This is a genomic window from Streptomyces sp. MMBL 11-1 (assembly GCF_028622875.1).
Lineage (GTDB): Bacteria > Actinomycetota > Actinomycetes > Streptomycetales > Streptomycetaceae > Streptomyces.
Window position 1 is genome coordinate 6,507,221 of sequence record NZ_CP117709.1, and the last position, 20,906, is coordinate 6,528,126.

Consider the following 20,906-nt stretch of genomic DNA (forward strand, 5'->3'; position numbering starts at 1 on the left):
TCACGTACAGGTTCGTCGACCATACTGCCCGCCGTGGAGCAGAGCATAGATTCGAACAAGAAGCCCGAGTTCGCCGCAGGCACCGACCCGGCGTTCATCCCCCTGCCCGGACTGGCGGCACCCGTCGCGACCCGGAAGCCCGAACCGGAATCGGAGGCCGGTCCACAGGACGCTGCTCCGGATCCGGGGTCGGACACAGAGACGGAGCGCGACGACGAGATTCTGGCGGCGGCTGCGGAGGCCGACGCCGACCGGGAACCGGAAGCGGAGGCGGACGCCGCCGAGGAGGCCGCGCGCGGGGCCGAGGGCGTTGCCGTCGAGGACGGCCCCGTCTTCGAGATCAGCGACCGGCGCGGTTCGATCCGGGTGGCCGGGGAAGGTATCCGCTTCACGCTGGACGACCAGGAGGCCGAGTTCCACTGGGACGAGATCGGCGCGGTGGAGACCACCCCGGCGCGCTTCGGCCGCCGGTTCACGGTGACCGTCCACCTGTCGAGCCGCCGCTGGTTCAACGCCGAGGTCGAGGCGGCGAGCCGCGCCGAGCTCAAGGGCTGGCCGGCCGAGCTGGACACCGTCCTGGACGCCTACTTCGAGGGGTCCTGAACCGGCGGCCGCGAGGCACCCCCGTGGGGACGGGCCGATGAGACCGCAGGGCCGGACGGCGGTTCCGGCCGCGCGGCGCTGAGGCGCGCGTCCGGAGTCCTGCCGTACGGGGGTCCGCGTCGGACCGCACAGGCCCGCGTCGTGCGGAGTCGCACCCTCGATGCCCCTTCGATGCCCCTTCGGCGTCCCTTCGGCTTTTCTCCCGCCGCGTCGGCCCTCGCCCGGTCGCGTTGGCGTCAGGGCCGCCCGCGGCGGCGGCCCCGGACGCGCATCGCGACGTAACCGACCAGGGCGACGGCGGCCAGCGCGAGCACGATCCTGGACACGACGCCGACGTACGCCCCGACCACCTCCCACTGGTCGCCGAGCCAGTATCCGGCCATCACGAGCACGGTGTTCCACACCAGGCTGCCCGCCGTCGTCAGCCCGACGAACACCGGCAGCGGCATGCGCTCCACGCCCGCGGGCACCGAGATCAGGCTCCGGAACACCGGCACCATGCGGCCCAGCAGCACGGCCTTGGTGCCGTGCCGGGCGAACCACTCCTCCGTCCGCACCAGGTCGGAGGCCTTGACCAGGGGGAGCTTCGCCCACCAGGCGTGCATCCGTTCCCGGCCGAACACGGCGCCGATGCCGTACAGGACCACCGCGCCGACGACCGAGCCGAGCGTCGTCCAGAACAGGGCCGAAGCGACGCTGAGCACCCCCTGCGAGGCGGCGAACCCGGTCAGCGGCAGGATGACCTCGCTGGGCAGCGGCGGGAACACGTTCTCCAGCGCGATGGCCGCGCCCGCGCCGGGACCGCCGAACGTCTCGACCAGCCCGGTGGCCCAGCCGACGACACCCCCCTGCGGCTCCGGGGCCGCGAGCGGTTGCCGGGCGGCTGACAGGGGCAGGTGCATGTGTCCATGGTCTCTCAGGCGCCGTCGAGCACCACCGAACGGCTCAGATGGCGCGGCAGGTCGGGATCGAGTCCCCGCGCGGCCGCACGGGCGAGGGCGAGGCGCTGTACGCGGACGAGATCGGCCAGCGGGTCGAGGGGGCTGTCCACCCACTGGGCGCCCGTCGCGCGCACCTGCTCGGGCAGACCCTCGGGGGCCTCGCCGAACATCCAGGTCGCGGTGGAGACGGTGGAGATGCTGATGGGACCGTGGCGGTACTCCATGGCGGGATAGGACTCGGTCCAGGACAGCGACGCCTCCTTCATCTTCAGCGCCGCCTCGTGGGCCAGCCCGACCGTCCACCCCCTCCCGAGGAAGGAGAACTGCGTGCTCCGCAGCAGCCCGTCGAGCAGTGGCTCGGTCAGCGCGCTCTCCGCGTCGGCGACCACGGCCTCGGAGTGGAGGCCGAGGTGGGCCCGCAGCAGGGTGAGGGCGGTCGTGGCGAAGCGCGTCTGGACGACGGACCGTTCGTCGGCGAAGTCCAGGACGACGAGATCGTCGGCCGCCGCCCTGACCGGGGTCTGCGGGTCCGCCGTGACGGCCACCGTGCGGGAGGTGCCGCGCAGCCGCCGCAACAGCTCCAGTACCTCGGTCGTGGTCCCCGAGCGGGTCAGCGCGACGACGCGGTCGTAGCCGCGGCCGAAGGGGAACTCGGAGGCGGCGAAGGCGTCCGACTCGCCCTGGCCGGAACCCTCGCGGAGCCCGGCGTAGGCCTGCGCCATGTAGAAGGAGGTACCGCAGCCGACGACCGCGATCCGCTCGCCCGCGACGGGCAGGGCGGCGGCCTCGGGGCCACCCGCCAGGGCGGCGGCGCGCCGCCAGCAGGCGGGCTGACTGGCTGTCTCGGTCTCGGCATACGACACGTCTGCACTCCACGGGAACGAAATGGACCACGGGAACGGGGCTGAGCGGCACTGATCGCCCGCATGTAGAATTCTGCACGCTACATGCACTTATTGAGCAAAAACAAGCAAGGTGTCAGGTGGGTGAAGAGCTCCCCGGGCACCCTGTGCGACGCTTGCGGCGGTCCGGCCACCGGCGACCGCGTTCCCGCGAAACGCGGTGCCCGCGCCGGACGGTGAGGAGACGCTCTTGTCCAGGGACGCCCGGTGGGACGCGCTGCTGGAACTGGTCGGCAAGCACGGCAGGGTGGACGTCGAGGAGGCGGCGACGGCGCTCGACGTCTCGGCCGCGACCATCCGCCGTGACCTGGACCAGCTGGCGGAACAGCACCTGCTCACCCGGACCAGGGGCGGCGCGGTGGCGCACGGGGTCTCCTACGAACTGGCGCTCCGCTACAAGACGGGCCGTCACGCGCCGGAGAAGCAGGCCATCGGCCGCGCGGTGTCCGCTCTCGTGGCCGTCGGCGAAGTCGTCGGCCTGACCGGTGGGACGACCGTGACCGAGGTCGCCAGGGCTCTGGCGGTACGCCCGGACATCGTGGGCGAGACGGCGGCGGCGGGCGGGCAGCCGACGCTGACCGTGGTGACCAACGCCCTCAACATCGCGAGTGAGCTGGCGATCCGGCCGCAGATCAAGATGGTCGTGACGGGCGGGGTGGCGAGGCCCCAGTCGTACGAGCTGACGGGCCCGCTCGCCGTCGGCGTGATGAACGAGATCACCCTGGACGTCGCCGTCCTCGGCGTGAACGCCATCGACATCGAACGCGGTGCGTACGTCCATCACGAGGGCGAGGCCAGCGTCAACCGGCTGCTGGCGGAGCGGGCCCAGCGGGTGGTGGTGGCGGCCGACTCGTCGAAGATCGGCAAGCGGGCGTTCGCCCGGGTCTGCGACCTCGGACGGGTCGACGTTCTGGTCACCGACTCCCACATCTGCGCGGAGGCGAAGGGCCGGTTCGGCGAGGCGGGCGTCCAGGTCATCACGGTCTGATCCGCGTGGTGCGGCTCACCGCCGTCCGAACGGCGCGGGACGTAATGAACCGATGTCCGTCGGGTACCGGAAGCGACACGGACGGAGACTTCACCGTGTCGTTGGTACGCCGAACGGGTGAGGGGCGAGAGGATTGCCCGATGAACAGTGAGTGCAGCCGGCGGGAACCCGACCGGCTCGATGACGGGGTGGCCCTGTGAGCAGGTACGACAGGTATGACAGATACGACGCCACCGACGAACAGTGGGAGGGGCTCGCGCAGGTCGTACCGCTGCGCGGCCGCGACGAGTGGCCGTCGCGGATCGACCATCGCACCGTCCCGGACGAGCGCGCGGCCGAACAGCGGCGCCTCGTCGTGCTGCGGGTGCAGGTCTTCGCGGACGCGCGCGAGGTCGCCGAGTACCTGGTCGCCCAAGTGCCGGTGCTGCTCGACCTGACGGCGGCGGAAACGGACGTGGCGAAGCGGATCCTCGACTTCAGCAGCGGTGTGGTCTTCGGCCTCGGCAGCGGCATGCACCGCGTCGACCGCAATGTCTTCCTGCTCGCGCCGGTCGGCATGGAGGTCGAGGGGGTCACGCCCGCGGGCCTCGCCCAGTCGTAGGAAGCGGCAGTCGGGGCGGCAGCCGGACCGGACCGCCGCCCCCGGCCGCGCCGCCTCCCGTGTTCCGGGCCGTCTCCGCCTTCCGCGCCGTCGCCGTTCCGCGCGTCGGACCGTCCCCTCGTGCGGAGGGGCGTGCGGAGTGGCGCGAGGGGAGGCGCTGTCGGTGGCCGGTGATAGACCTGAGGCCGTGACAGACATCGATGTGGCAGAACTCCAGCGGCGGCTGGCCGCGTTCGCGGCGGCGCGCGACTGGGGGCGGTACCACACCCCGAAGAACCTGGCGGCCGCGCTCAGCGTCGAGGCCTCGGAACTGCTGGAGATCTTCCAGTGGCTGACGCCCGAACAGTCGGCCGCGATCATGGAGAGCCCCGAATCGGCCCACCGGGTCGCCGACGAGGTGGCGGATGTGCTCGCCTACCTCCTGCAGTTCTGCGAGGTCCTGGGCATCGATCCGACGGCGGCGCTGGCGGCCAAGTTGGAGCGGAACGAGAAGCGCTTCCCCGTGCCGAGCGCTCCAGAACCTCACGATCGTCACTCTTCGGAGTGAGTGAGATATCCACAGTCGACTTCCTGTCCACAGATTTCCGATTTCCTCTGGCTTTACGGTGCTGTCTACCTCACTGTGGGTAATGAATGAGGTGAGCGGGTTTTCGTACGGACGGGGGAGACACATGGAAGCGGAGCGACTCATCGAGGCGGGACGGCGGGCTCTGGCGGACAGCCGGGGTGCGCTGGACGTCATGGCGGAGGCCTGGCAGGCGCAGGCGGTCGCCCGGGCGGTCGGCAGTCGGCTGGCGCTGTACGGCCCGGTGGAATTACGGAGCGAGGCGCGGGCGCTGGGGGAGATCGGCGCCGGATGCTCGGCGCTGAATCACCCGACGGTGCTCTCCGGCGGGGCCAGGGCGGCCCAGTTGTCCGGGATCGCCGCTGTGCGGCCGGCGCTGGCCGGGCTGGCGCTGCTGCTCAGTGAGGCCGGGATCGCCCTGGTCGGAGTGGCCTGCGACACGGGGGAGGACGGTCTGTACTGGCAGTGCATCGAGGCCATGGACGCGGCCGACGAATCGCTGGACCGCGTGCACGGGATGCTGAGACGACTGGCGGAGCGGGAGAGGGAGCGCGACGGTCCCTACGGCGGTATACGCGGCCCCGCGGCATCGGCGGCGGGTCCCTGATGAGGGGAGGCGGAGGGCCGCCGCGAGGGGCTACGGCCGCCTGAGGGGAGGCGGCGGGGGCGCCAAGAGGGGGGTACGGACGGCTGAGGGGAGGCGGCGGGGGCGCCGAAGAGGGGTCGGGCAGCACTGACGGGAGCCGGTGGCCGGGGGAGTCGGAGAGCGGGACAGGGGCAGACGCGGGGGAGGTCCGGCCTGGCTGGTGGGCGTGAGCGGGCGCCGGAGAGGCAGGATGGAGGGCATGGATCTCCGCATCTTCACCGAGCCCCAGCAAGGGGCCGACTACGACACCCTGCTCACCGTCGCCAAGGCCGCCGAGGACCTGGGCTTCGACGCCTTCTACCGCTCCGACCACTATCTCCGCATGGGCTCCGGCGACGGGCTGCCCGGACCGACGGACGCCTGGATCACCCTGGCCGGACTGGCGCGCGAGACCCGGCGGATCCGGCTCGGCACGCTGATGACCGCCGGCACGTTCCGGCTGCCGGGCGTGCTGGCCATTCAGGTGGCCCAGGTCGACCAGATGTCCGGCGGCCGGGTCGAACTCGGCCTGGGGGCAGGTTGGTTCGAGGAGGAACACAAGGCCTACGGCATTCCGTTCCCGAAGGAGAAGTTCGGCCGCCTGGAGGAGCAGCTCGCGATCATCACGGGTCTGTGGGCGACAGAGGTCGGCAAGACCTTCAGCTATGACGGGACGTACTACCAGCTCACCGATTCGCCCGCGCTGCCCAAGCCCGCCCAGGCCAAGGTGCCCGTACTGATCGGCGGCCACGGTGCGACGCGCACCCCGCGGCTCGCCGCGCAGTACGCGGACGAGTTCAACATCCCGTTCGCCTCGCTGGAGGACAGCGAGAGGCAGTTCGGCCGGGTCAGGGCCGCCGCGCAGGCGTACGGGCGCGCGCCGGACGACCTCGTGTACTCCAACGCGCTGATCGTCTGCACGGGCAAGGACGACGCGGAGGTCGCCCGGCGCGCGGCGGCCATCGGCCGGGACGTGGAGGAGCTCAAGGCGAACGGGCTGGCGGGATCGCCCGCGGAGGTGGTCGACAAGATCGGCAGCTACGGGGCGATCGGCTCGTCGAGGATCTACCTCCAGGTCCTCGATCTGGACGACCTGGACCATCTGGAACTGATCTCCTCGCAGATCCAGTCCCAGCTGACCTGACCTGACCTGACCTGACCTGACCTGCCCCGACCTGACGACGAGGAGGAGGAGGCGGCTGTGAGCACCGGCACCACGCTCGCCGACGCGCTGGACGCCGGGCCCGTCCTGCTGGACGGTGGACTCTCCAACCAACTGGAGGCGCAGGGCTGCGATCTGTCCGACGAGCTGTGGTCGGCCCGGTTGCTGGCCGACGCGCCGGAACAGATCGAGGCCGCTCACCTCGCCTACCTCCGGGCGGGCGCGCGGGTGCTCATCACGGCCAGCTATCAGGCCACCTTCGAGGGATTCGGACGGTACGGGCTCGACCGGGCCGGGACAGAGGCTCTGCTCGCCCGCAGCGTGGAGCTGGCCCGGGGCGCCGCCGACGCGGCGCACCGGGCGGACCCCGGGCGGCGGACCTGGGTCGCGGCGTCGGTCGGACCGTACGGGGCGATGCTCGCGGACGGCAGTGAGTACCGGGGCCGTTACGGGCTGAGCGTCCGGGAGCTGGAGCGCTTCCACCGCCCCCGGGTGGCGGCGCTGGCCGCTGCCGGGCCGGACGCCCTGGCCCTGGAGACGGTGCCGGACCTGGACGAGGCCGAAGCCCTGGTCCGGGTGGCCGAGGAGACCGGGCTGCCGTACTGGCTCTCGTACAGCGTGGCGGGCGGCCGGACCCGGGCCGGTCAGCCGCTGGAGGAGGCGTTCGCGGTGGCGGCGGGGCGGGACTCCGCCCTCGCGGTCGGGGTCAACTGCTGCGATCCGGAGGAGGCGCGGGCGGCGGTGGAGCAGGCGGTGGCGGTCACGGGCAGGCCCGCCGTGGTCTACCCGAACAGCGGGGAGGGGTGGGACGCCGGAGCGCGGGGATGGACCGGGTGCGGCACCTTCGACCCCGGGCGGGTGCGGGCCTGGACGCGGGCCGGGGCCAGGCTCGTCGGAGGCTGCTGCCGGGTGGGGCCGGACCTCGTCGCGGAGCTGGCGGGGAGGCTGGAGGGACACGGGCCGCCGTAGAGCTGTCGCCGGGACCGCCCCGGCGAACATCCCCGTCCCGGGACGGGGATGAAAATACCTGGTGGGGGCGGGGGGCGAGGATCATACTCGGACAGGTGTTCCTGACAATCGGTACGACCGGCACCCGTGAACGTCCCGCCACGGACCTGGGCTTCCTGCTGCACAAGCATCCCGACAAGGCACAGACGTTCTCCACTTCGCACGGCTCCGCGCACGTCTTCTATCCCGAGGCGTCCCCCGAGCGCTGCACGGCCGCACTCCTGCTGGAGGTGGATCCGGTGGCGCTGGTGCGGCGCGGCAAGGGCAAGGGCCGGGGAGGCGCACCCGACGCGGCGCTCGCGCAGTACGTCAACGACCGCCCCTACGCGGCGTCCTCGCTGTTGTCGGTCGCCCTCGCCGCCGTGTTCAAGTCCGCGCTCGGCGGTGTCTGCCGGGCCATGCCCGAGCGGGCCGGGAGCCCGTTGCCGCTGCGGATCGAGGTGCCCGCCCTGCCCGCCAGGGGCGGCGCCGAGCTGGTGCGCAAGCTGTTCGCGCCGCTCGGCTGGTCGGGTGTCGACGTCACGGCCGTACCGCTGGACGAGGAGTTCCCCGCGTGGGGCGACTCCCGGTACGTACGGCTGGTGCTGGAGGGCGAGTTGCGGCTCGCCGACGCGCTGCGGCAGCTCTACGTCCTGCTTCCGGTGCTCGACGACGCCAAGCACTACTGGGTCGCGCCCGACGAGGTGGACAAGCTGCTGCGCGCGGGGGAGGGCTGGCTGGCCGACCACCCCGAGCGGCCACTGATCACCCGGCGCTATCTGTCCCACCGCTGGGGGCTCACCCGCCAGGCCGACCAGGCCCTGGAGCTGGTGCGGCTCGCCGAGTCGGACGACCTCGACGTGGGATGCGTCGACAACGCCGTGGACGAGAGCACCGACACCGAGGAGAAGCCTGTTCCGCTCGCCGAGCACCGGCGCACCGCGATCCTCGACGCGCTGCGCGCCGCCGGGGCGCGCCGGGTGCTCGACCTCGGCTGCGGACAGGGCCAGTTGGTGCAGGCCCTCCTCAAGGACGTGCGCTTCACCGAGATCGTGGGCGTCGACGTCTCGATGCGGGCCCTCACCATCGCCTCGCGGCGGCTGAAGCTGGACCGGATGGGGGAGCGCCAGGCCGACCGGGTCACCCTGCGGCAGGGGTCGCTGACCTATACGGACAAGCGGCTGGCGGGATACGACGCCGCCGTGCTCAGCGAGGTCGTCGAGCACCTCGACCTGCCCCGGCTGCCCGCCCTGGAGTACGCGGTGTTCGGCGCGGCGCGCCCTGGGACGGTGCTCGTGACCACGCCGAACGTCGAGTACAACGTCCGCTGGGAGACCCTCCCGGCCGGGCACGTCCGGCACGGGGACCACCGCTTCGAGTGGACCCGGGCCGAATTCCGGGACTGGGCCGGGCAGGTCGCGGAGCGGCACGGATACACCGTCCGGTACGTGCCGGTCGGGCCGGACGACCCCGAGGTGGGACCGCCGACCCAGATGGCCGTGTTCACCCGGGCCACCGAAACCACCGGCAGCCGCGACAGGCACACCGAGAAGACGACCGACACGAAGGAGGCGGAAGCCGCGTGAACAGCGACCACAGCACCACCGGCGCGGAAACCGCCACGACCGCAGCCGCGCGCGTCCTGCCGGTGACCGACCTCTCCCTCGTCGTCCTCATCGGCGCCAGCGGATCGGGCAAGTCCACCTTCGCCCGCAAGCACTTCAAGCCGACCGAGGTCATCTCCTCGGACTTCTGCCGGGGCCTGGTCGCCGACGACGAGAACGACCAGAGCGCCAGCCGCGACGCCTTCGACGTGCTGCACCACATCGCGGGCAAGCGCCTGGAGGCCGGGCGGCTCACCGTGATCGACGCCACCAGCGTCCAGTCCGAGAGCCGCAAGCAGCTCGTCCAGCTGGCCCGCAAGCACGACGTCCTGCCCATCGCCATCGTCCTCGACCTCCCCGAAGAGGTCTGCGCCGCCCGCAACGCGGCCCGCCCGGACCGTGCCTCCATGCCGCGCCACGTCATCCAGCGGCACCGCCGCGAGCTGCGGCGTTCCCTGCGCGGCCTGGAGCGCGAGGGCTTCCGCAAGGTGCACGTCCTGCGCACCGAGGAGGAGGCCGAGAGCGCGACGGTGGTCCTGGAGCGCCGCTACAACGACCTGCGCCACCTCACCGGCCCGTTCGACATCATCGGGGACATCCACGGCTGCCGCTCCGAGCTGGACACCCTGCTCGGCAAGCTCGGCTATGTGGACGGCGCCCACCCCGAGGGGCGCACCGCCGTGTTCGTCGGCGACCTCGTCGACCGGGGTCCCGACAGCCCCGGCGTGCTGCGCCGCGTGATGTCCATGGTGGCGTCGGGCACCGCCCTGTGCGTGCCCGGCAACCACGAGAACAAGCTCGGCCGCTATCTCGCGGGCCGCAAGGTCCAGCTCACCCACGGGCTCGCCGAGACCGTCGAGCAGCTGGAGCGCGAGGACGCCGAGCACCCCGAGTTCCGGTGGCAGGTACGCGAGTTCATCGACGGGCTGGTCAGCCACTACGTCCTGGACGGCGGCAAGCTGGTGGTCTGCCACGCCGGGCTGCCCGAGAAGTACCACGGCCGCACCTCCGGCCGGGTCCGCTCGCACGCGCTGTACGGGGACACGACGGGGGAGACCGACGAGTTCGGTCTGCCCGTGCGCTATCCGTGGGCCGAGGAGTACCGGGGCCGCGCCACCGTGGTCTACGGCCACACCCCCGTCCCCACCACCTCCTGGATCAACAACACCATCTGCCTGGACACCGGGGCCGTCTTCGGCGGGAAGATGACCGCGCTGCGCTGGCCGGAGCGCGAACTCGTGGACGTACCCGCCGAGAAGGTCTGGTACGAGCCCGTCAAACCGCTGACCACCGAGGCACCCGGGGGAAGGGAAGGCCGGCCGCTGGACATCGCCGACGTCCAGGGCCGCCGGATCGTGGAGACCCGGCACCTGGGCCGCGTCGCCGTGCGCGAGGAGAACGCCGCCGCCGCGCTCGAGGTCATGAGCCGGTTCGCCGTCGACCCACAGCTCCTCGCCTACCTCCCGCCGACCATGGCGCCCACCGCCACCTCCCGCGAGGACGGCTTCCTGGAGCACCCGGCCGAGGCCTTCGCGCAGTACGCCGCCGACGGTGTCGAGCGGGTCGTGTGCGAGGAGAAGCACATGGGCTCCCGGGCCGTCGCCCTGGTCTGCAAGGACGCCGGAGCCGCGACCGCGCGCTTCGGCACGGCGGGGCCCACCGGTGCGCTGTACACCCGCACCGGACGCCCGTTCCTGGACGACACGGCCATGACCGAGGCGGTCCTGGGCCGGCTCCGCACCGCCCTCACCGCCGCCGGGCTCTGGGAGGAGTGGGACACCGACTGGGTGCTCCTGGACGCCGAACTGATGCCGTGGTCGCTCAAGGCCGGCGGGCTGCTGCGCTCGCAGTACGCCGCCGTCGGCGCCGCGTCCGGCGCGGTCTTCCCGCCGGCCGTCGCCGCCCTGGACCAGGCGGTCGCCCGGGGCGTCGAGGTGGCGGGCCTCGCCGGACTCCAGCGGGCCCGCGCCAGGGACGCGGCCGCGTTCACCGAGGCGTACCGGCGCTACTGCTGGCCCACCGAGGGGCTGGACGGGGTGCGGCTCGCGCCGTTCCAGATCCTCGCCGTCCAGGGCCGCTCCCTGGCCTCCGTGCCGCACGACGAGCAGCTCGCCTGGCTGGACCGGCTCGTGGAGCACGACCCGACCGGGCTCCTCCGGATCACCCGCCGGCTCGTCGTCGACACCGGGGACGAGGCCTCCGTGCGCGCGGGCGTGGACTGGTGGCTGGAGATGACCGGGCGGGGCGGCGAGGGCATGGTCGTCAAGCCGCTCGGCGCCCTCGTCCGGGACGCCGGGGGCCGGCTCGTCCAGCCCGGCGTCAAGGTGCGCGGCCGGGAGTATCTCCGTATCGTCTACGGCCCCGAGTACACCCGCCCGGAGAACCTGGAGCGCCTGCGCTCCCGGTTCCTCGGCCACAAGCGCTCGCTGGCGCTGCGGGAGTACGCGCTCGGCCTGGAGGCCCTGGACCGGCTGGCGGATGGCGAGCCGCTCTGGCGGGTCCACGAGGCGGTGTTCGCCGTCCTCGCCCTGGAGTCGGAGCCGGTGGACCCCCGCCTCTGAGAGCCGTCCAACCCGTGGGCGATTCGCGGGGTGAACAGCGCTCCGCGCGGTGAGGATGAAGGCATGGGATTCCACGTCGACTCCGAAGCCGGGCGGCTGCGCCGCGTCATACTGCACCGCCCCGATCTGGAGCTGAAGCGGCTCACCCCCAGGAACAAGGACGCGCTCCTGTTCGACGACGTCCTGTGGGTGCGCCGCGCCCGGGAGGAGCACGACGGCTTCGCCGATGTGCTGCGCGACCGAGGTGTCGCCGTGCACCTCTTCGGCGATCTCCTGCGCGAGTCCCTCGACATCCCGGTCGCCCGGCGGATCGTGCTCGACCGGGTCTTCGACGAGAAGGAGTACGGTCCGCTCGCCACCGAGCATCTGCGGGCCGCCTTCGAGGAGTTGTCCTCCGAGGAGCTGGCGGAGGCGCTGGTCGGCGGCATGACCAAGCGGGAGTTCCTGGAGCGGCACAACGAGCCGACCTCCGTCCGCTTCCACGTGATGGACCTGGACGACTTCCTGCTCGGCCCGCTGCCCAACCACCTCTTCACCCGGGACACCTCGGCATGGATCTACGACGGGGTCTCCATCAACGCGATGCGCTGGCCCGCCCGGCAGCGCGAGACCGTCCACTTCGAGGCGATCTACCGGCACCACCCCCTGTTCACCGGCCCGGAGGCGGGCGTCTTCCACCACTGGTCGGAGGGGCAGGACGACTACCCCTCCACCATCGAGGGCGGTGACGTCCTGGTCATCGGGGAGGGAGCGGTCCTCATCGGGATGAGCGAGCGCACCACACCGCAGGCCGTGGAGATGCTGGCGCGGGGCCTTTTCGACGCCGGCTCGGCGCGCACCATCGTGGCGCTCGACATGCCCAAGGGGCGGGCGTTCATGCACCTGGACACGGTGATGACGATGATCGACGGCGACACGTTCACCCAGTACGCCGGTCTCGGCATGCTCCGCTCGTACACCATCGAGCCCGGCTGCGGCCCCCGTGAGCTGAAGGTCACCGACCATCCGCCCGAGCACATGCACCGCGCCATCGCCGCCGCCCTCGGCCTCGACTCCATCCGGGTGCTCACCGCCACCCAGGACGTGCACGCGGCCGAGCGTGAGCAGTGGGACGACGGCTGCAACGTGCTCGCGGTCGAGCCCGGGGTCGTCGTCGCGTACGAGCGCAACGCGACGACCAACACCTATCTGCGCAAGCAGGGCATCGAGGTGATCGAGATCCGGGGCAGCGAGCTGGGCCGGGGACGGGGCGGGCCGCGCTGTATGAGCTGCCCGGTGGAGCGGGGCCCCGTGGCCTGAGAGGCGTGCGACCGCCACCCCGTCCCTGTATAGGAATGCGGGCCATCGTATAGACTTCCGGTTCTGCCCGCGGGCAGTGCGCCGATCCCCGTCCGACCCCAGGAGCAGTCATCATGGCCATAGACCTCACCGGCCGCCACTTCCTCAAGGAGCTGGACTTCACCTCCGAGGAGTTTCTCGGCCTGGTCGCCCTGGCCGCCGAGCTCAAGGCGGCCAAGAAGACCGGGGCCGAGGTCCAGCGGCTGCGCGGGAAGAACATCGCGCTGATCTTCGAGAAGACCTCGACCCGTACGCGCTGCGCGTTCGAGGTCGCCGCCGCCGACCAGGGCGCCTTCACCACCTACCTCGACCCGTCGGGCTCCCAGATGGGCCACAAGGAGTCCGTGAAGGACACCGCCCGGGTGCTCGGCCGGATGTTCGACGGGATCGAGTACCGGGGCGACAGTCAGCAGGCCGTCGAGGAGCTGGCCGCGTACGGCGGGGTGCCGGTCTTCAACGGGCTCACGGACGACTGGCACCCCACCCAGATGCTCGCCGACGTGCTCACCATCACCGAGTTCCGCGAGGGCCCCGTCACGGGGACGGCCCTCGCCTACCTCGGCGACGCCCGCTTCAACATGGGCAACTCCTATCTGATCACCGGCGCCCTGCTCGGCCTGGACGTCAGGATCGTCGCCCCCGAGGCGTACTGGCCGGACGAGGCCGTCGTGGCGCGGGCCCGGGAGCTCGCCGAGGTCAGCGGCGCGACGATCACCCTCACCGGCGATGTCGCGGAGGGCGTGCGGGGCGCCGAATTCGTCGCCACCGACGTCTGGGTCTCCATGGGGGAGCCCAAGGAGGTGTGGGCCGAGCGCATCGCCGCCCTCGGGCCCTACGCCGTGACGATGGACGTCCTGCGGGCCACCGGCAACCCGGACGTGAGGTTCCTGCACTGCCTGCCCGCCTTCCACGACCTCGGCACCCAGGTGGGCCGGGACATCCACGCCCGGTACGGGCTGACCGAGCTGGAGGTCAGCGACGAGGTCTTCGAGTCCGCGCACTCGATCGTCTTCGACCAGGCGGAGAACCGGATGCACACGATCAAGGCCGTGCTGGTGGCGACGCTGGCCGGGAAGTAGCCCGGGGACGGGTTCGGACGCTTCGCATGCTCATGCACCCGATTGGGTGAACATGCGTGATGGTGGCTACGATGTCGCCTCTTGGTGGGGTTCGGGTTCACGATGCCCGGACCCCCTTCCCATGCGCCGCTCGCGGTCCCCACGGCCGCCGTGCACACCGGGAAACACCCCCCACTGCACCACCAGAGATGAGAACGTCCCGCATGAGTCCCGGTATGCCGCGTTCCGGCACCCCGCAGCACCCCGCCCCCTCGAAGCCGGGCCTGCGCCGCAAGAGCCCCGATCAGCTCATCGCCGAGTCCGGCGGCGACCTGGAGGGCCACGGCCTCAAGCGCACGATGGGCCTCTTCCAGCTCGTCTGCTTCGGGGTCGGCGCGATCGTCGGCACCGGCATCTTCGTCGGGCTGTCCGACAGCGTCGCCGAGGCCGGTCCCGCCGTCGTGATCTCGTATCTCCTCGCGGCGGTCACCTGCATCTTCACCGCCCTGTCCTTCGCGGAGCTCGGCAGCGCCATCCCGGTCTCCGGAAGCTCGTACTCCTTCGCGTACGCCGCCCTCGGCGAGCGCACCGCCTTCCTCGTCGGCTGGTGCCTGCTGCTGGAGTACGGCGTCTCGGTCTCCGCCGTCGCGGTGGGCTGGAGCCAGTACGTCAACGAGCTGCTGAACAGCCTGTTCGGCTGGGAGCTGCCCGCCGCCCTGTCCGCCGGGCCCGGTGACGGCGGTGTGGTCAACCTGCCCGCCGTCGTCGTGATCGCCATGGCCGCCACCCTGCTGGTGCGCGGCGTCCGCGAGAGCGCCACGGCCACCGCCGCCATGGCCGTCCTCAAGATCGGCATCCTGGTCGCGTTCTGCGCGGTGGCGTTCAGCGCCTTCCAGGACGACAACCTCATGCCGTTCGCGACCCACGGGCTCGGCGGCGTCACCGCGGGCGCGTCGCTCGCGTTCTTCTCCTACATCGGCTTCGACGCCATCACCACCGCCGGCGAGGAGGTCAAGAACCCCCGCCGCAACATCCCCGCAGCCATCCTGATCTGCATCGGCGTCGTCACCCTGCTCTACTGCGCCGTGGCGCTCTCCGCCATCGGCGCGATCGGCTCGGACGACGTGGCGAACAAGAGCGCCGCTCTCTCGATCGCCGTCAACGAGGTCACCGGCTCCTCGGTGGGCGGCGGCATCATCGCCTTCGGCGCGGTCGTCGCCATCGCCTCGGTGGTGCTCGCCGTGATGTACGGACAGACCCGCATCCTGATGTCGATGTCCCGCGACGGGCTCATCCCGCGCGTCTTCGAACGGGTCTCGCCCAGGACCCACACTCCGGTCGCCAACACCTGGATCGTCGCCTGCGTCTTCGCGGTCCCGGCCGCGTTCGTCCCGCTCGACGTCGTCGTGAACCTGACGACCATCGGCACACTCGCCACGATGGTCGCCGTCAACGTCGCGGTGGTGGTGCTCCGGCGGCGCAACCCCGAGCTGAAGCGGACCTTCCGGGTGCCGCTCCACCCGGTGAGCCCGCTGCTGGGCGTCGCCTTCTGCCTGTATCTGATGTACGGGACCGGCTGGACGACCTGGGTCCAGTTCGCGGTCTTCCTCGCCGTCGGCTCGCTGCTGTACGCCGGTTACGGGCGCAAGCGCTCCCGGCTGGTCAGCTCCCAGGGGACGGACCCGGCTGCGCCGGTATCGCCGGAAGCGTGAACCACACGGCCTTGCCGTGCTCCGTGGTGCGGTGACCGCAGGCGGAGCTGAGGGTCCGGATCAGCAGCAGGCCGCGGCCGTGCTCCTGCCAGGGATCGACCTCACAGCCCGGCTGCGGCCGCGACAGATCGCCCGGCGGGGCGGGGTCGCGGTCGTGCACCTCGACCTGGCATCCGGTGGGCAGCAGCTCCACGACCAGCTCGATGGGCTCACCGCCCAGCGTGTGCTCGACGGCGTTGGCCACCAGCTCGGCGGTCAGCAGCTCGGCGGTGTCGCTGTCGGCCGGGGCGTCGATGTCCGACAGCGCCGTACGGATGAGAGCGCGGGCGATCGGCACGGCCGCGGTGGAGTGCGGCAGGGCGATGCGCCAGGAGGCGGGGACGGGGACGTCGGGCGGCACGGCGGGGTTTCCGTTCGGGAGCGGGTCTTCCTCGAAGCGGGAGGTCTCGACTTCTGGGGTTCACGCGGTACTGGTGTCGGGACTTCCTGGTTTCCACCTTACGAACCGCTCCGGGCCGGCCATAGAGGCGGTCGGCCGGAGCAAAGGGGACTTTCGCCACAACGGTCTCACGGAGCTGTATGGCGATCTCGTGACGGCGGTCACGTAAGGGTGATAACTTCGAAGGCGGAACGCGACCCGCGCACGGCCGACGCCGGCCCGATCGCCGAAGGGGACCCCTCCATGAGCCCGTTTCCCAGCTCGGCCCCGAGCACCGAGGAATGGCGTCATCTGCGGCTGACCCGGGACGACGGTGTGGCCACTGTCACATTCGCCCGCCCCGAGAAACTCAACGCGCTCACCTTCGGCGCCTACGCCGATCTCCGCGACCTCCTCGCCGAGCTCTCCCGGGAACGTTCCGTCCGCGCCCTGGTCCTCGCCGGCGAGGGGCGCGGCTTCTGCTCCGGCGGCGACGTCGACGAGATCATCGGCGCCACCCTGGCCATGGACACCGCGCAGCTCCTCGACTTCAACCGGATGACCGGCCAGGTCGTCCGGGCCCTGCGGGAGTGCCCCTTCCCGGTCGTCGCCGCCGTCCATGGCGTCGCCGCCGGAGCCGGTGCCGTGCTGGCCCTGGCGGCGGACTTCCGGATCGCCGACCCGTCGGCCCGCTTCTCCTTCCTCTTCACCCGGGTCGGCCTCTCCGGCGGGGACATGGGCGCGGCCTACCTGCTGCCCCGGGTCGTCGGCCTCGGCCACGCCACCCGGCTCCTGATGCTCGGGGACGCCGTCCGCGCCCCCGAGGCGGAGCGGATCGGGCTGATCAGCGAGCTGGCCGAGGAAGGGCAGGCGGACGAGTGCGCCGCCGAGCTGGCCCGCCGCCTCGCCGACGGCCCGGCCCTCGCGCTCGCCCAGACCAAGGCGCTGCTCACCGCCGAGCTGGACATGCCGCTGGCCGCCTCCGTCGAGCTGGACGCCAACACCCAGGCCCTCCTGATGCACGGCGAGGACTACGCCGAGTTCCACGCCGCCTTCACCGAGAAGCGCCCCCCGAAGTGGCAGGGGAGGTAGCCGCCGTGCCGGCCCCCGAAGCCGTCCCGCACCCGGACGCGGCGACCGCCCCGCGCCGGGGCCCCTCGTCCGTGCGTCGGATCGCGGTCATCGGCGGCGGCCCCGGCGGGCTCTTCGCCGCGGCCCTCCTCAAACGGCTCGACCCGGACCGCACGGTCACCGTCTTCGAGCGCAACGCCCCCGACGACACCTTCGGCTTCGGCGTCGTCCTCTCCGACGAGACCCTCGGTGGCATCGAACACGCCGACCCCGAGGTCCACCGTGCCCTCGTCCGTGAGTTCGTCCGCTGGGACACCATCGACATCGTCCACCGGGGCCGGACCCACACCTCCGGCGGCCACGGCTTCGCCGCCCTCGGCCGCCGCCGGCTCCTGGAGATCCTGCACGCGCGCTGCGCCGGCCTCGGCGTCGACCTCCGCTTCCGCACCCCGGCCCCGCCCGCCGCCGAGCTCGCCGCCCACCACGACCTGGTCATCGCCGCCGACGGGGTGCACAGCGCCACCCGTGCCGCGCACGCCGACGCCTTCGGACCGGACATCACCGAACACCGCAACCGCTACATCTGGCTCGCCGCCGACTTCGCACTCGACGCCTTCCGCTTCGAGATCGCCGAAACCCCGTACGGCGTCATGCAGTTGCACGGATACCCGTACGCGGCGGACGCCTCCACCGTCATCGTCGAGATGCGCGAGGAGGTCTGGCGCGCCGCGGGGCTCGACACCTGCGACCCGGCCGAATCCACCGCCCGCTGCGCCAAGTTCTTCACCGAAGCCCTCGACGGCCGCCCCCTGCGCTCCAACCGGTCCTCCTGGCTCGCCTTCCGCACGGTCACCAACTCCCGCTGGTCGCACGGCAACACCGTGCTCATCGGCGACGCCGCCCACACCGCCCACTTCTCCATCGGCTCCGGCACCAAGCTCGCCGTCGAGGACGCCCTCGCGCTGGCCGCCTGCGTCGAGGAACAGCCGGACCTGCCGACGGCCCTCGCCGCGTACGAGGCCGAGCGCCGCCCGGTCGTCGCCTCCACCCAGCGCGCCGCCGCCGCCAGTCTGCGCTGGTTCGAGGAGCTGGCCACCTACGTGGACCAGCCGCCCCGGCGCTTCGCGTTCAACCTGCTCACCCGCAGCCGCCGGGTCACCCACGACAACCTCCGCCTGCGCGACGGCTCGTTCACCGCCGCCGTCGAGGAGGAGTTCGGCTGCCCGCCGGACACCCCGCCGATGTTCACCCCGCTGCGCCTGCGCGGCCTCGAACTGCGCAACCGCGTCGTCGTCTCACCCATGGACATGTACTCCGCCACCGGCGGGCTGCCCGCCGACTTCCACCTCGTCCACCTCGGGGCCCGCGCACTCGGCGGCGCCGGACTCACCATGACCGAGATGGTCTGCGTCAGCCCCGAAGGCCGCATCACCCCCGGCTGCACCGGCCTGTGGAACGACGAACAGGCCACCGCCTGGCGGCGGATCACCGACTTCGTCCACACCTCCGCGCCCGGCGCCGCCATCGGCGTGCAGCTCGGCCACTCCGGCCGCAAGGGCTCCACGAAGCTAATGTGGGAAGGCATCGACCAGCCTCTGGAGACCGGCAACTGGCCGCTGACGGCCGCCTCCCCGCTCCCGTACGAGCCCGGCGTCAGCCAGGTCCCGACGGAGCTGGACCGAACCGGAATGCTCACCGTACGCGAGCAGTTCGTGTCGGCCGCCCGGCGTGCCGCCGACAGCGGCTTCGATCTCCTCGAACTCCACTGCGCCCACGGCTACCTGCTCTCCGGCTTCCTCTCCCCGCTCACCAACCGCCGCACCGACGCGCACGGCGGATCACCGGAGGCGAGACTCCGCTTCCCCCTCGAAGTCTTCGACGCCGTACGCGAAGTCTGGCCGCGGGAAAGGCCGATGACCGTGCGGATCTCCGCCACCGACTGGGCCGAGGGCGGCACCGACGCCGAGGACGCCGTCACGATCGCCCGCGCCTTCGCCGACCACGGGGCCGACGCCATCGACGTCTCCACCGGCCAGGTCGTGGCCGAGGAGCGCCCCGAGTACGGCCGCTCCTACCAGACCCCGTACGCCGACCGGATCCGCAACACCGTCGGCGTCCCCGTCATCGCGGTCGGCGCGATCTCCTCCTGGGACGACGTCAACTCCCTGCTGCTGGCGGGCCGCGCCGATCTCTGCGCCCTGGCCCGCCCCCATCTGTACGACCCGCACTGGACCCTGCACGCGGCGGCCGAACAGGGTTACACCGGCCCCGGCGCTCCCTGGCCCCTTCCGTACGGTGCGGGCAGCCGCCCCCCGCCCACCGGCCGCGCCGACGGACCGAAGCCCCGGCTCAGGCCGGGCTGAGGCAGTCGTGGCAGCGGCAGGGGACCGGGTGCGGCGCGTCGCGCCAGTGCTCCTGGCGGTACCGCGGGGCCAGGCGCCCGAGCAGCGCGGCCAGTTCCTCGGCCTGCTCCCGCGTGGCCCATGACCCGTCGACGCCCGCCGCCGTCACGCGGCGCAACACCGCCGGGCTGTACACCGCGACGGGCCGGAAGGTGTGGAGATTGCGGGTGGCCATGTCGATGGTGATGTACGCCCCGGTGTGCCGGCCGCGCCCGATGGTGGTCAACTGCTCGTGCCCCATGCCGCCATAGGTGCCGACGACGTGCACCTTCGACCCGCCCCGGTACGACTTGGTCCCCGGCCGCAGCTCCTGCCCGCCGTCCCCGTACCGCCGCCACCGCACCACGTTCGCGGCGACGAGCCACAGCGGCTCCGTGGCCGCGGGCTCCTCGGTCCCCGGTCGCTCGCTCATGGGTTCCATGATCACGGGCTCCGCCGTCACGGGCTCCTCCTCAGCAGTGGCCTGTCCGCGTGGAGTCAGGCCATGCTTCATCCTGCCCGTGGGCAGGGGGCCGGGGCACCTGGATTTCAGCCCCGGCGGGGGTCACGGCCGCACATAGCGCTCCCCGGCGTCCCGCAGCCGCTCGTGCAGCCGGCCGAACACCTCCGCCGACCGGCCGCCCGGCCAGTCCGCGGGCAGCAGCTCCGACGGCAGACCCGGGTCCGCGTACGGGAGTTGCCGCCACGAGTCCAGGGCCAGCAGATAGTCCCGGTAGGCGGTCTGCGGGCGGGGCGCGTCACCGGTGCCCCCGGACGTCTCCCAGTCCCGCAGCACCGGCTCGTGCAGTTCCAGGAACTCGTGGTGCAGGCGCGCCACCGCCGCCAGGTCCCACCAGCGGGCCACCGCCTCGCGGGTGGCGGCGAAACCGAGGTGCTTGCCGCGGAAGAGGTCCACGTACGGGGCGAGTCCGAGCCGCTCCAAGGTGTGCCGGGTCTCCTCGTACAGCCCCGCCGGCGCGATCCACACCCCGGGCGCGGCCGTGCCGAAGCCCAGCCGGGCCAGCCGGGAGCGCAGCAGATGGCGCTTGCTGCGCTCCGCCTCGGGCACGGAGAACACCGCGAGCACCCAGCCTTCGGAGAGCCGCGGCGCACGCCGCCGGTAGATCCGCCGGTCGCCGTCGTCCAGCAGTTGCCGGGCGTCCGGCGACAGCGCGTACCCCGCCGAACCGTCCGCCGCGCGGGCGGCCACCAGCAGCCCGCGCCGCTTCAGCCGCGAGACGCAGGAGCGTACGGAGGGGGCGTCGACGCCGACGGCGTGCAGCAGACGGATCAGCTCCGACACCGCGAACGGGGCGCCGTCCGCTGGGCGGCCGTAGGCGCCGTAGAGCGTGACGATCAGGGAACGGGGGGTGCGCAACTCGGCCACGT

The 20,906-nt window shown here is 72.3% G+C and carries 19 protein-coding genes; 14 read left to right on the plus strand and 5 right to left on the minus strand.

Annotated features, from left to right (window positions below; all coding sequences use genetic code 11):
* The first annotated feature begins 33 nt into the window (after positions 1-33).
* Positions 34-603, plus strand: coding sequence for a hypothetical protein (locus tag PSQ21_RS28935; protein ID WP_274034233.1), 570 nt, complete (start codon positions 34-36; stop codon positions 601-603).
* 236 nt (positions 604-839) lie between these two features.
* Here the strand turns inward: PSQ21_RS28935 and PSQ21_RS28940 are convergent, their stop codons facing one another.
* The gene (locus tag PSQ21_RS28940; protein WP_274034235.1) at positions 840-1,505 is read right to left on the minus strand and encodes a DedA family protein; all 666 of its coding nucleotides are present in this window, start codon (positions 1,503-1,505) and stop codon (positions 840-842) included.
* Between the two features lie 14 nt (positions 1,506-1,519).
* Entirely contained in the window at positions 1,520-2,407 is an 888-nt protein-coding gene (locus PSQ21_RS28945) for an SIS domain-containing protein (protein ID WP_274034237.1), read from the minus strand.
* 229 nt (positions 2,408-2,636) lie between these two features.
* Here PSQ21_RS28945 and PSQ21_RS28950 point away from each other — a divergent pair, with 229 nt between their 5' ends.
* The 11 genes from PSQ21_RS28950 to PSQ21_RS29000 all read left to right on the plus strand — a co-directional run bounded on the left by PSQ21_RS28950 (position 2,637) and on the right by PSQ21_RS29000 (position 15,647).
* Complete coding sequence (locus tag PSQ21_RS28950) at positions 2,637-3,434, plus strand: DeoR/GlpR family DNA-binding transcription regulator (RefSeq protein ID WP_274034239.1); 798 nt, start codon at positions 2,637-2,639, stop codon at positions 3,432-3,434.
* Positions 3,435-3,630: 196 nt separating this feature from the next.
* Positions 3,631-4,035 (plus strand): cell division protein SepF, encoded by a 405-nt coding sequence (locus PSQ21_RS28955; protein ID WP_006128240.1) that lies wholly within the window; start codon positions 3,631-3,633, stop codon positions 4,033-4,035.
* Positions 4,036-4,222: 187 nt separating this feature from the next.
* The gene (locus PSQ21_RS28960) at positions 4,223-4,582 is read left to right on the plus strand and encodes a nucleotide pyrophosphohydrolase (RefSeq protein WP_274034242.1); all 360 of its coding nucleotides are present in this window, start codon (positions 4,223-4,225) and stop codon (positions 4,580-4,582) included.
* Positions 4,583-4,706: 124 nt separating this feature from the next.
* Positions 4,707-5,207 (plus strand): DUF6099 family protein, encoded by a 501-nt coding sequence (locus PSQ21_RS28965; protein WP_274034244.1) that lies wholly within the window; start codon positions 4,707-4,709, stop codon positions 5,205-5,207.
* Positions 5,208-5,445: 238 nt separating this feature from the next.
* The gene (locus tag PSQ21_RS28970; protein ID WP_274034246.1) at positions 5,446-6,369 is read left to right on the plus strand and encodes an LLM class F420-dependent oxidoreductase; all 924 of its coding nucleotides are present in this window, start codon (positions 5,446-5,448) and stop codon (positions 6,367-6,369) included.
* Positions 6,370-6,426: 57 nt separating this feature from the next.
* Positions 6,427-7,356 (plus strand): homocysteine S-methyltransferase, encoded by a 930-nt coding sequence (gene mmuM / locus PSQ21_RS28975; RefSeq protein WP_274034248.1) that lies wholly within the window; start codon positions 6,427-6,429, stop codon positions 7,354-7,356.
* 95 nt (positions 7,357-7,451) lie between these two features.
* Positions 7,452-8,960 carry a 3' terminal RNA ribose 2'-O-methyltransferase Hen1 gene (locus tag PSQ21_RS28980; RefSeq protein WP_274034250.1) on the plus strand — a complete coding sequence of 503 codons (1,509 nt, stop codon included), beginning with the start codon at positions 7,452-7,454 and terminating at the stop codon, positions 8,958-8,960.
* Positions 8,957-11,539, plus strand: a complete 2,583-nt coding sequence (locus tag PSQ21_RS28985; RefSeq protein ID WP_274034251.1) for a polynucleotide kinase-phosphatase — start codon at positions 8,957-8,959, stop codon at positions 11,537-11,539. Before PSQ21_RS28980 ends, PSQ21_RS28985 begins: the two co-directional genes overlap by 4 nt.
* Positions 11,540-11,602: 63 nt before the next feature.
* Complete coding sequence (locus PSQ21_RS28990; RefSeq protein WP_274034252.1) at positions 11,603-12,838, plus strand: arginine deiminase; 1,236 nt, start codon at positions 11,603-11,605, stop codon at positions 12,836-12,838.
* Positions 12,839-12,951: 113 nt separating this feature from the next.
* Positions 12,952-13,956, plus strand: coding sequence for an ornithine carbamoyltransferase (gene argF / locus PSQ21_RS28995; RefSeq protein WP_274034254.1), 1,005 nt, complete (start codon positions 12,952-12,954; stop codon positions 13,954-13,956).
* Positions 13,957-14,159: 203 nt separating this feature from the next.
* The gene (locus PSQ21_RS29000) at positions 14,160-15,647 is read left to right on the plus strand and encodes an amino acid permease (RefSeq protein ID WP_274034256.1); all 1,488 of its coding nucleotides are present in this window, start codon (positions 14,160-14,162) and stop codon (positions 15,645-15,647) included.
* On the opposite strand, the gene PSQ21_RS29005 is transcribed toward PSQ21_RS29000, so the two are convergent.
* Positions 15,598-16,047 (minus strand): ATP-binding protein, encoded by a 450-nt coding sequence (locus PSQ21_RS29005; protein ID WP_097867015.1) that lies wholly within the window; start codon positions 16,045-16,047, stop codon positions 15,598-15,600. The two genes, PSQ21_RS29000 and PSQ21_RS29005, sit on opposite strands and share 50 nt — an antisense overlap.
* 282 nt (positions 16,048-16,329) lie before the next feature.
* Here PSQ21_RS29005 and PSQ21_RS29010 point away from each other — a divergent pair, with 282 nt between their 5' ends.
* Positions 16,330-17,157 carry an enoyl-CoA hydratase family protein gene (locus PSQ21_RS29010; protein WP_274034258.1) on the plus strand — a complete coding sequence of 276 codons (828 nt, stop codon included), beginning with the start codon at positions 16,330-16,332 and terminating at the stop codon, positions 17,155-17,157.
* 5 nt (positions 17,158-17,162) lie between these two features.
* Positions 17,163-19,499: a bifunctional salicylyl-CoA 5-hydroxylase/oxidoreductase gene (locus tag PSQ21_RS29015; protein ID WP_397988685.1), complete on the plus strand. Its 2,337-nt coding sequence runs from the start codon at positions 17,163-17,165 to the stop codon at positions 19,497-19,499.
* Here the strand turns inward: PSQ21_RS29015 and PSQ21_RS29020 are convergent.
* Positions 19,486-19,950: a hypothetical protein gene (locus PSQ21_RS29020; RefSeq protein ID WP_274034259.1), complete on the minus strand. Its 465-nt coding sequence runs from the start codon at positions 19,948-19,950 to the stop codon at positions 19,486-19,488. The two genes, PSQ21_RS29015 and PSQ21_RS29020, sit on opposite strands and share 14 nt — an antisense overlap.
* Positions 19,951-20,082: 132 nt before the next feature.
* Entirely contained in the window at positions 20,083-20,904 is an 822-nt protein-coding gene (locus PSQ21_RS29025) for a PaaX family transcriptional regulator (RefSeq protein ID WP_274034260.1), read from the minus strand.
* Between the last annotated feature and the right edge of the window lie 2 nt (positions 20,905-20,906).

Coding starts and splice junctions, on each gene's coding strand:
- PSQ21_RS29000 (WP_274034256.1), top strand. CDS start 14,160: ATGAGTCCCGGTATGCCGCGTTCCGGCACCCCGCAGCACCCCGCCCCC.
- PSQ21_RS29020 (WP_274034259.1), bottom strand. CDS start 19,950: ATGAGCGAGCGACCGGGGACCGAGGAGCCCGCGGCCACGGAGCCGCTG.
- PSQ21_RS28990 (WP_274034252.1), top strand. CDS start 11,603: ATGGGATTCCACGTCGACTCCGAAGCCGGGCGGCTGCGCCGCGTCATA.
- PSQ21_RS28940 (WP_274034235.1), bottom strand. CDS start 1,505: ATGCACCTGCCCCTGTCAGCCGCCCGGCAACCGCTCGCGGCCCCGGAG.
- PSQ21_RS29010 (WP_274034258.1), top strand. CDS start 16,330: ATGAGCCCGTTTCCCAGCTCGGCCCCGAGCACCGAGGAATGGCGTCAT.
- PSQ21_RS28965 (WP_274034244.1), top strand. CDS start 4,707: ATGGAAGCGGAGCGACTCATCGAGGCGGGACGGCGGGCTCTGGCGGAC.
- PSQ21_RS28970 (WP_274034246.1), top strand. CDS start 5,446: ATGGATCTCCGCATCTTCACCGAGCCCCAGCAAGGGGCCGACTACGAC.
- argF (WP_274034254.1), top strand. CDS start 12,952: ATGGCCATAGACCTCACCGGCCGCCACTTCCTCAAGGAGCTGGACTTC.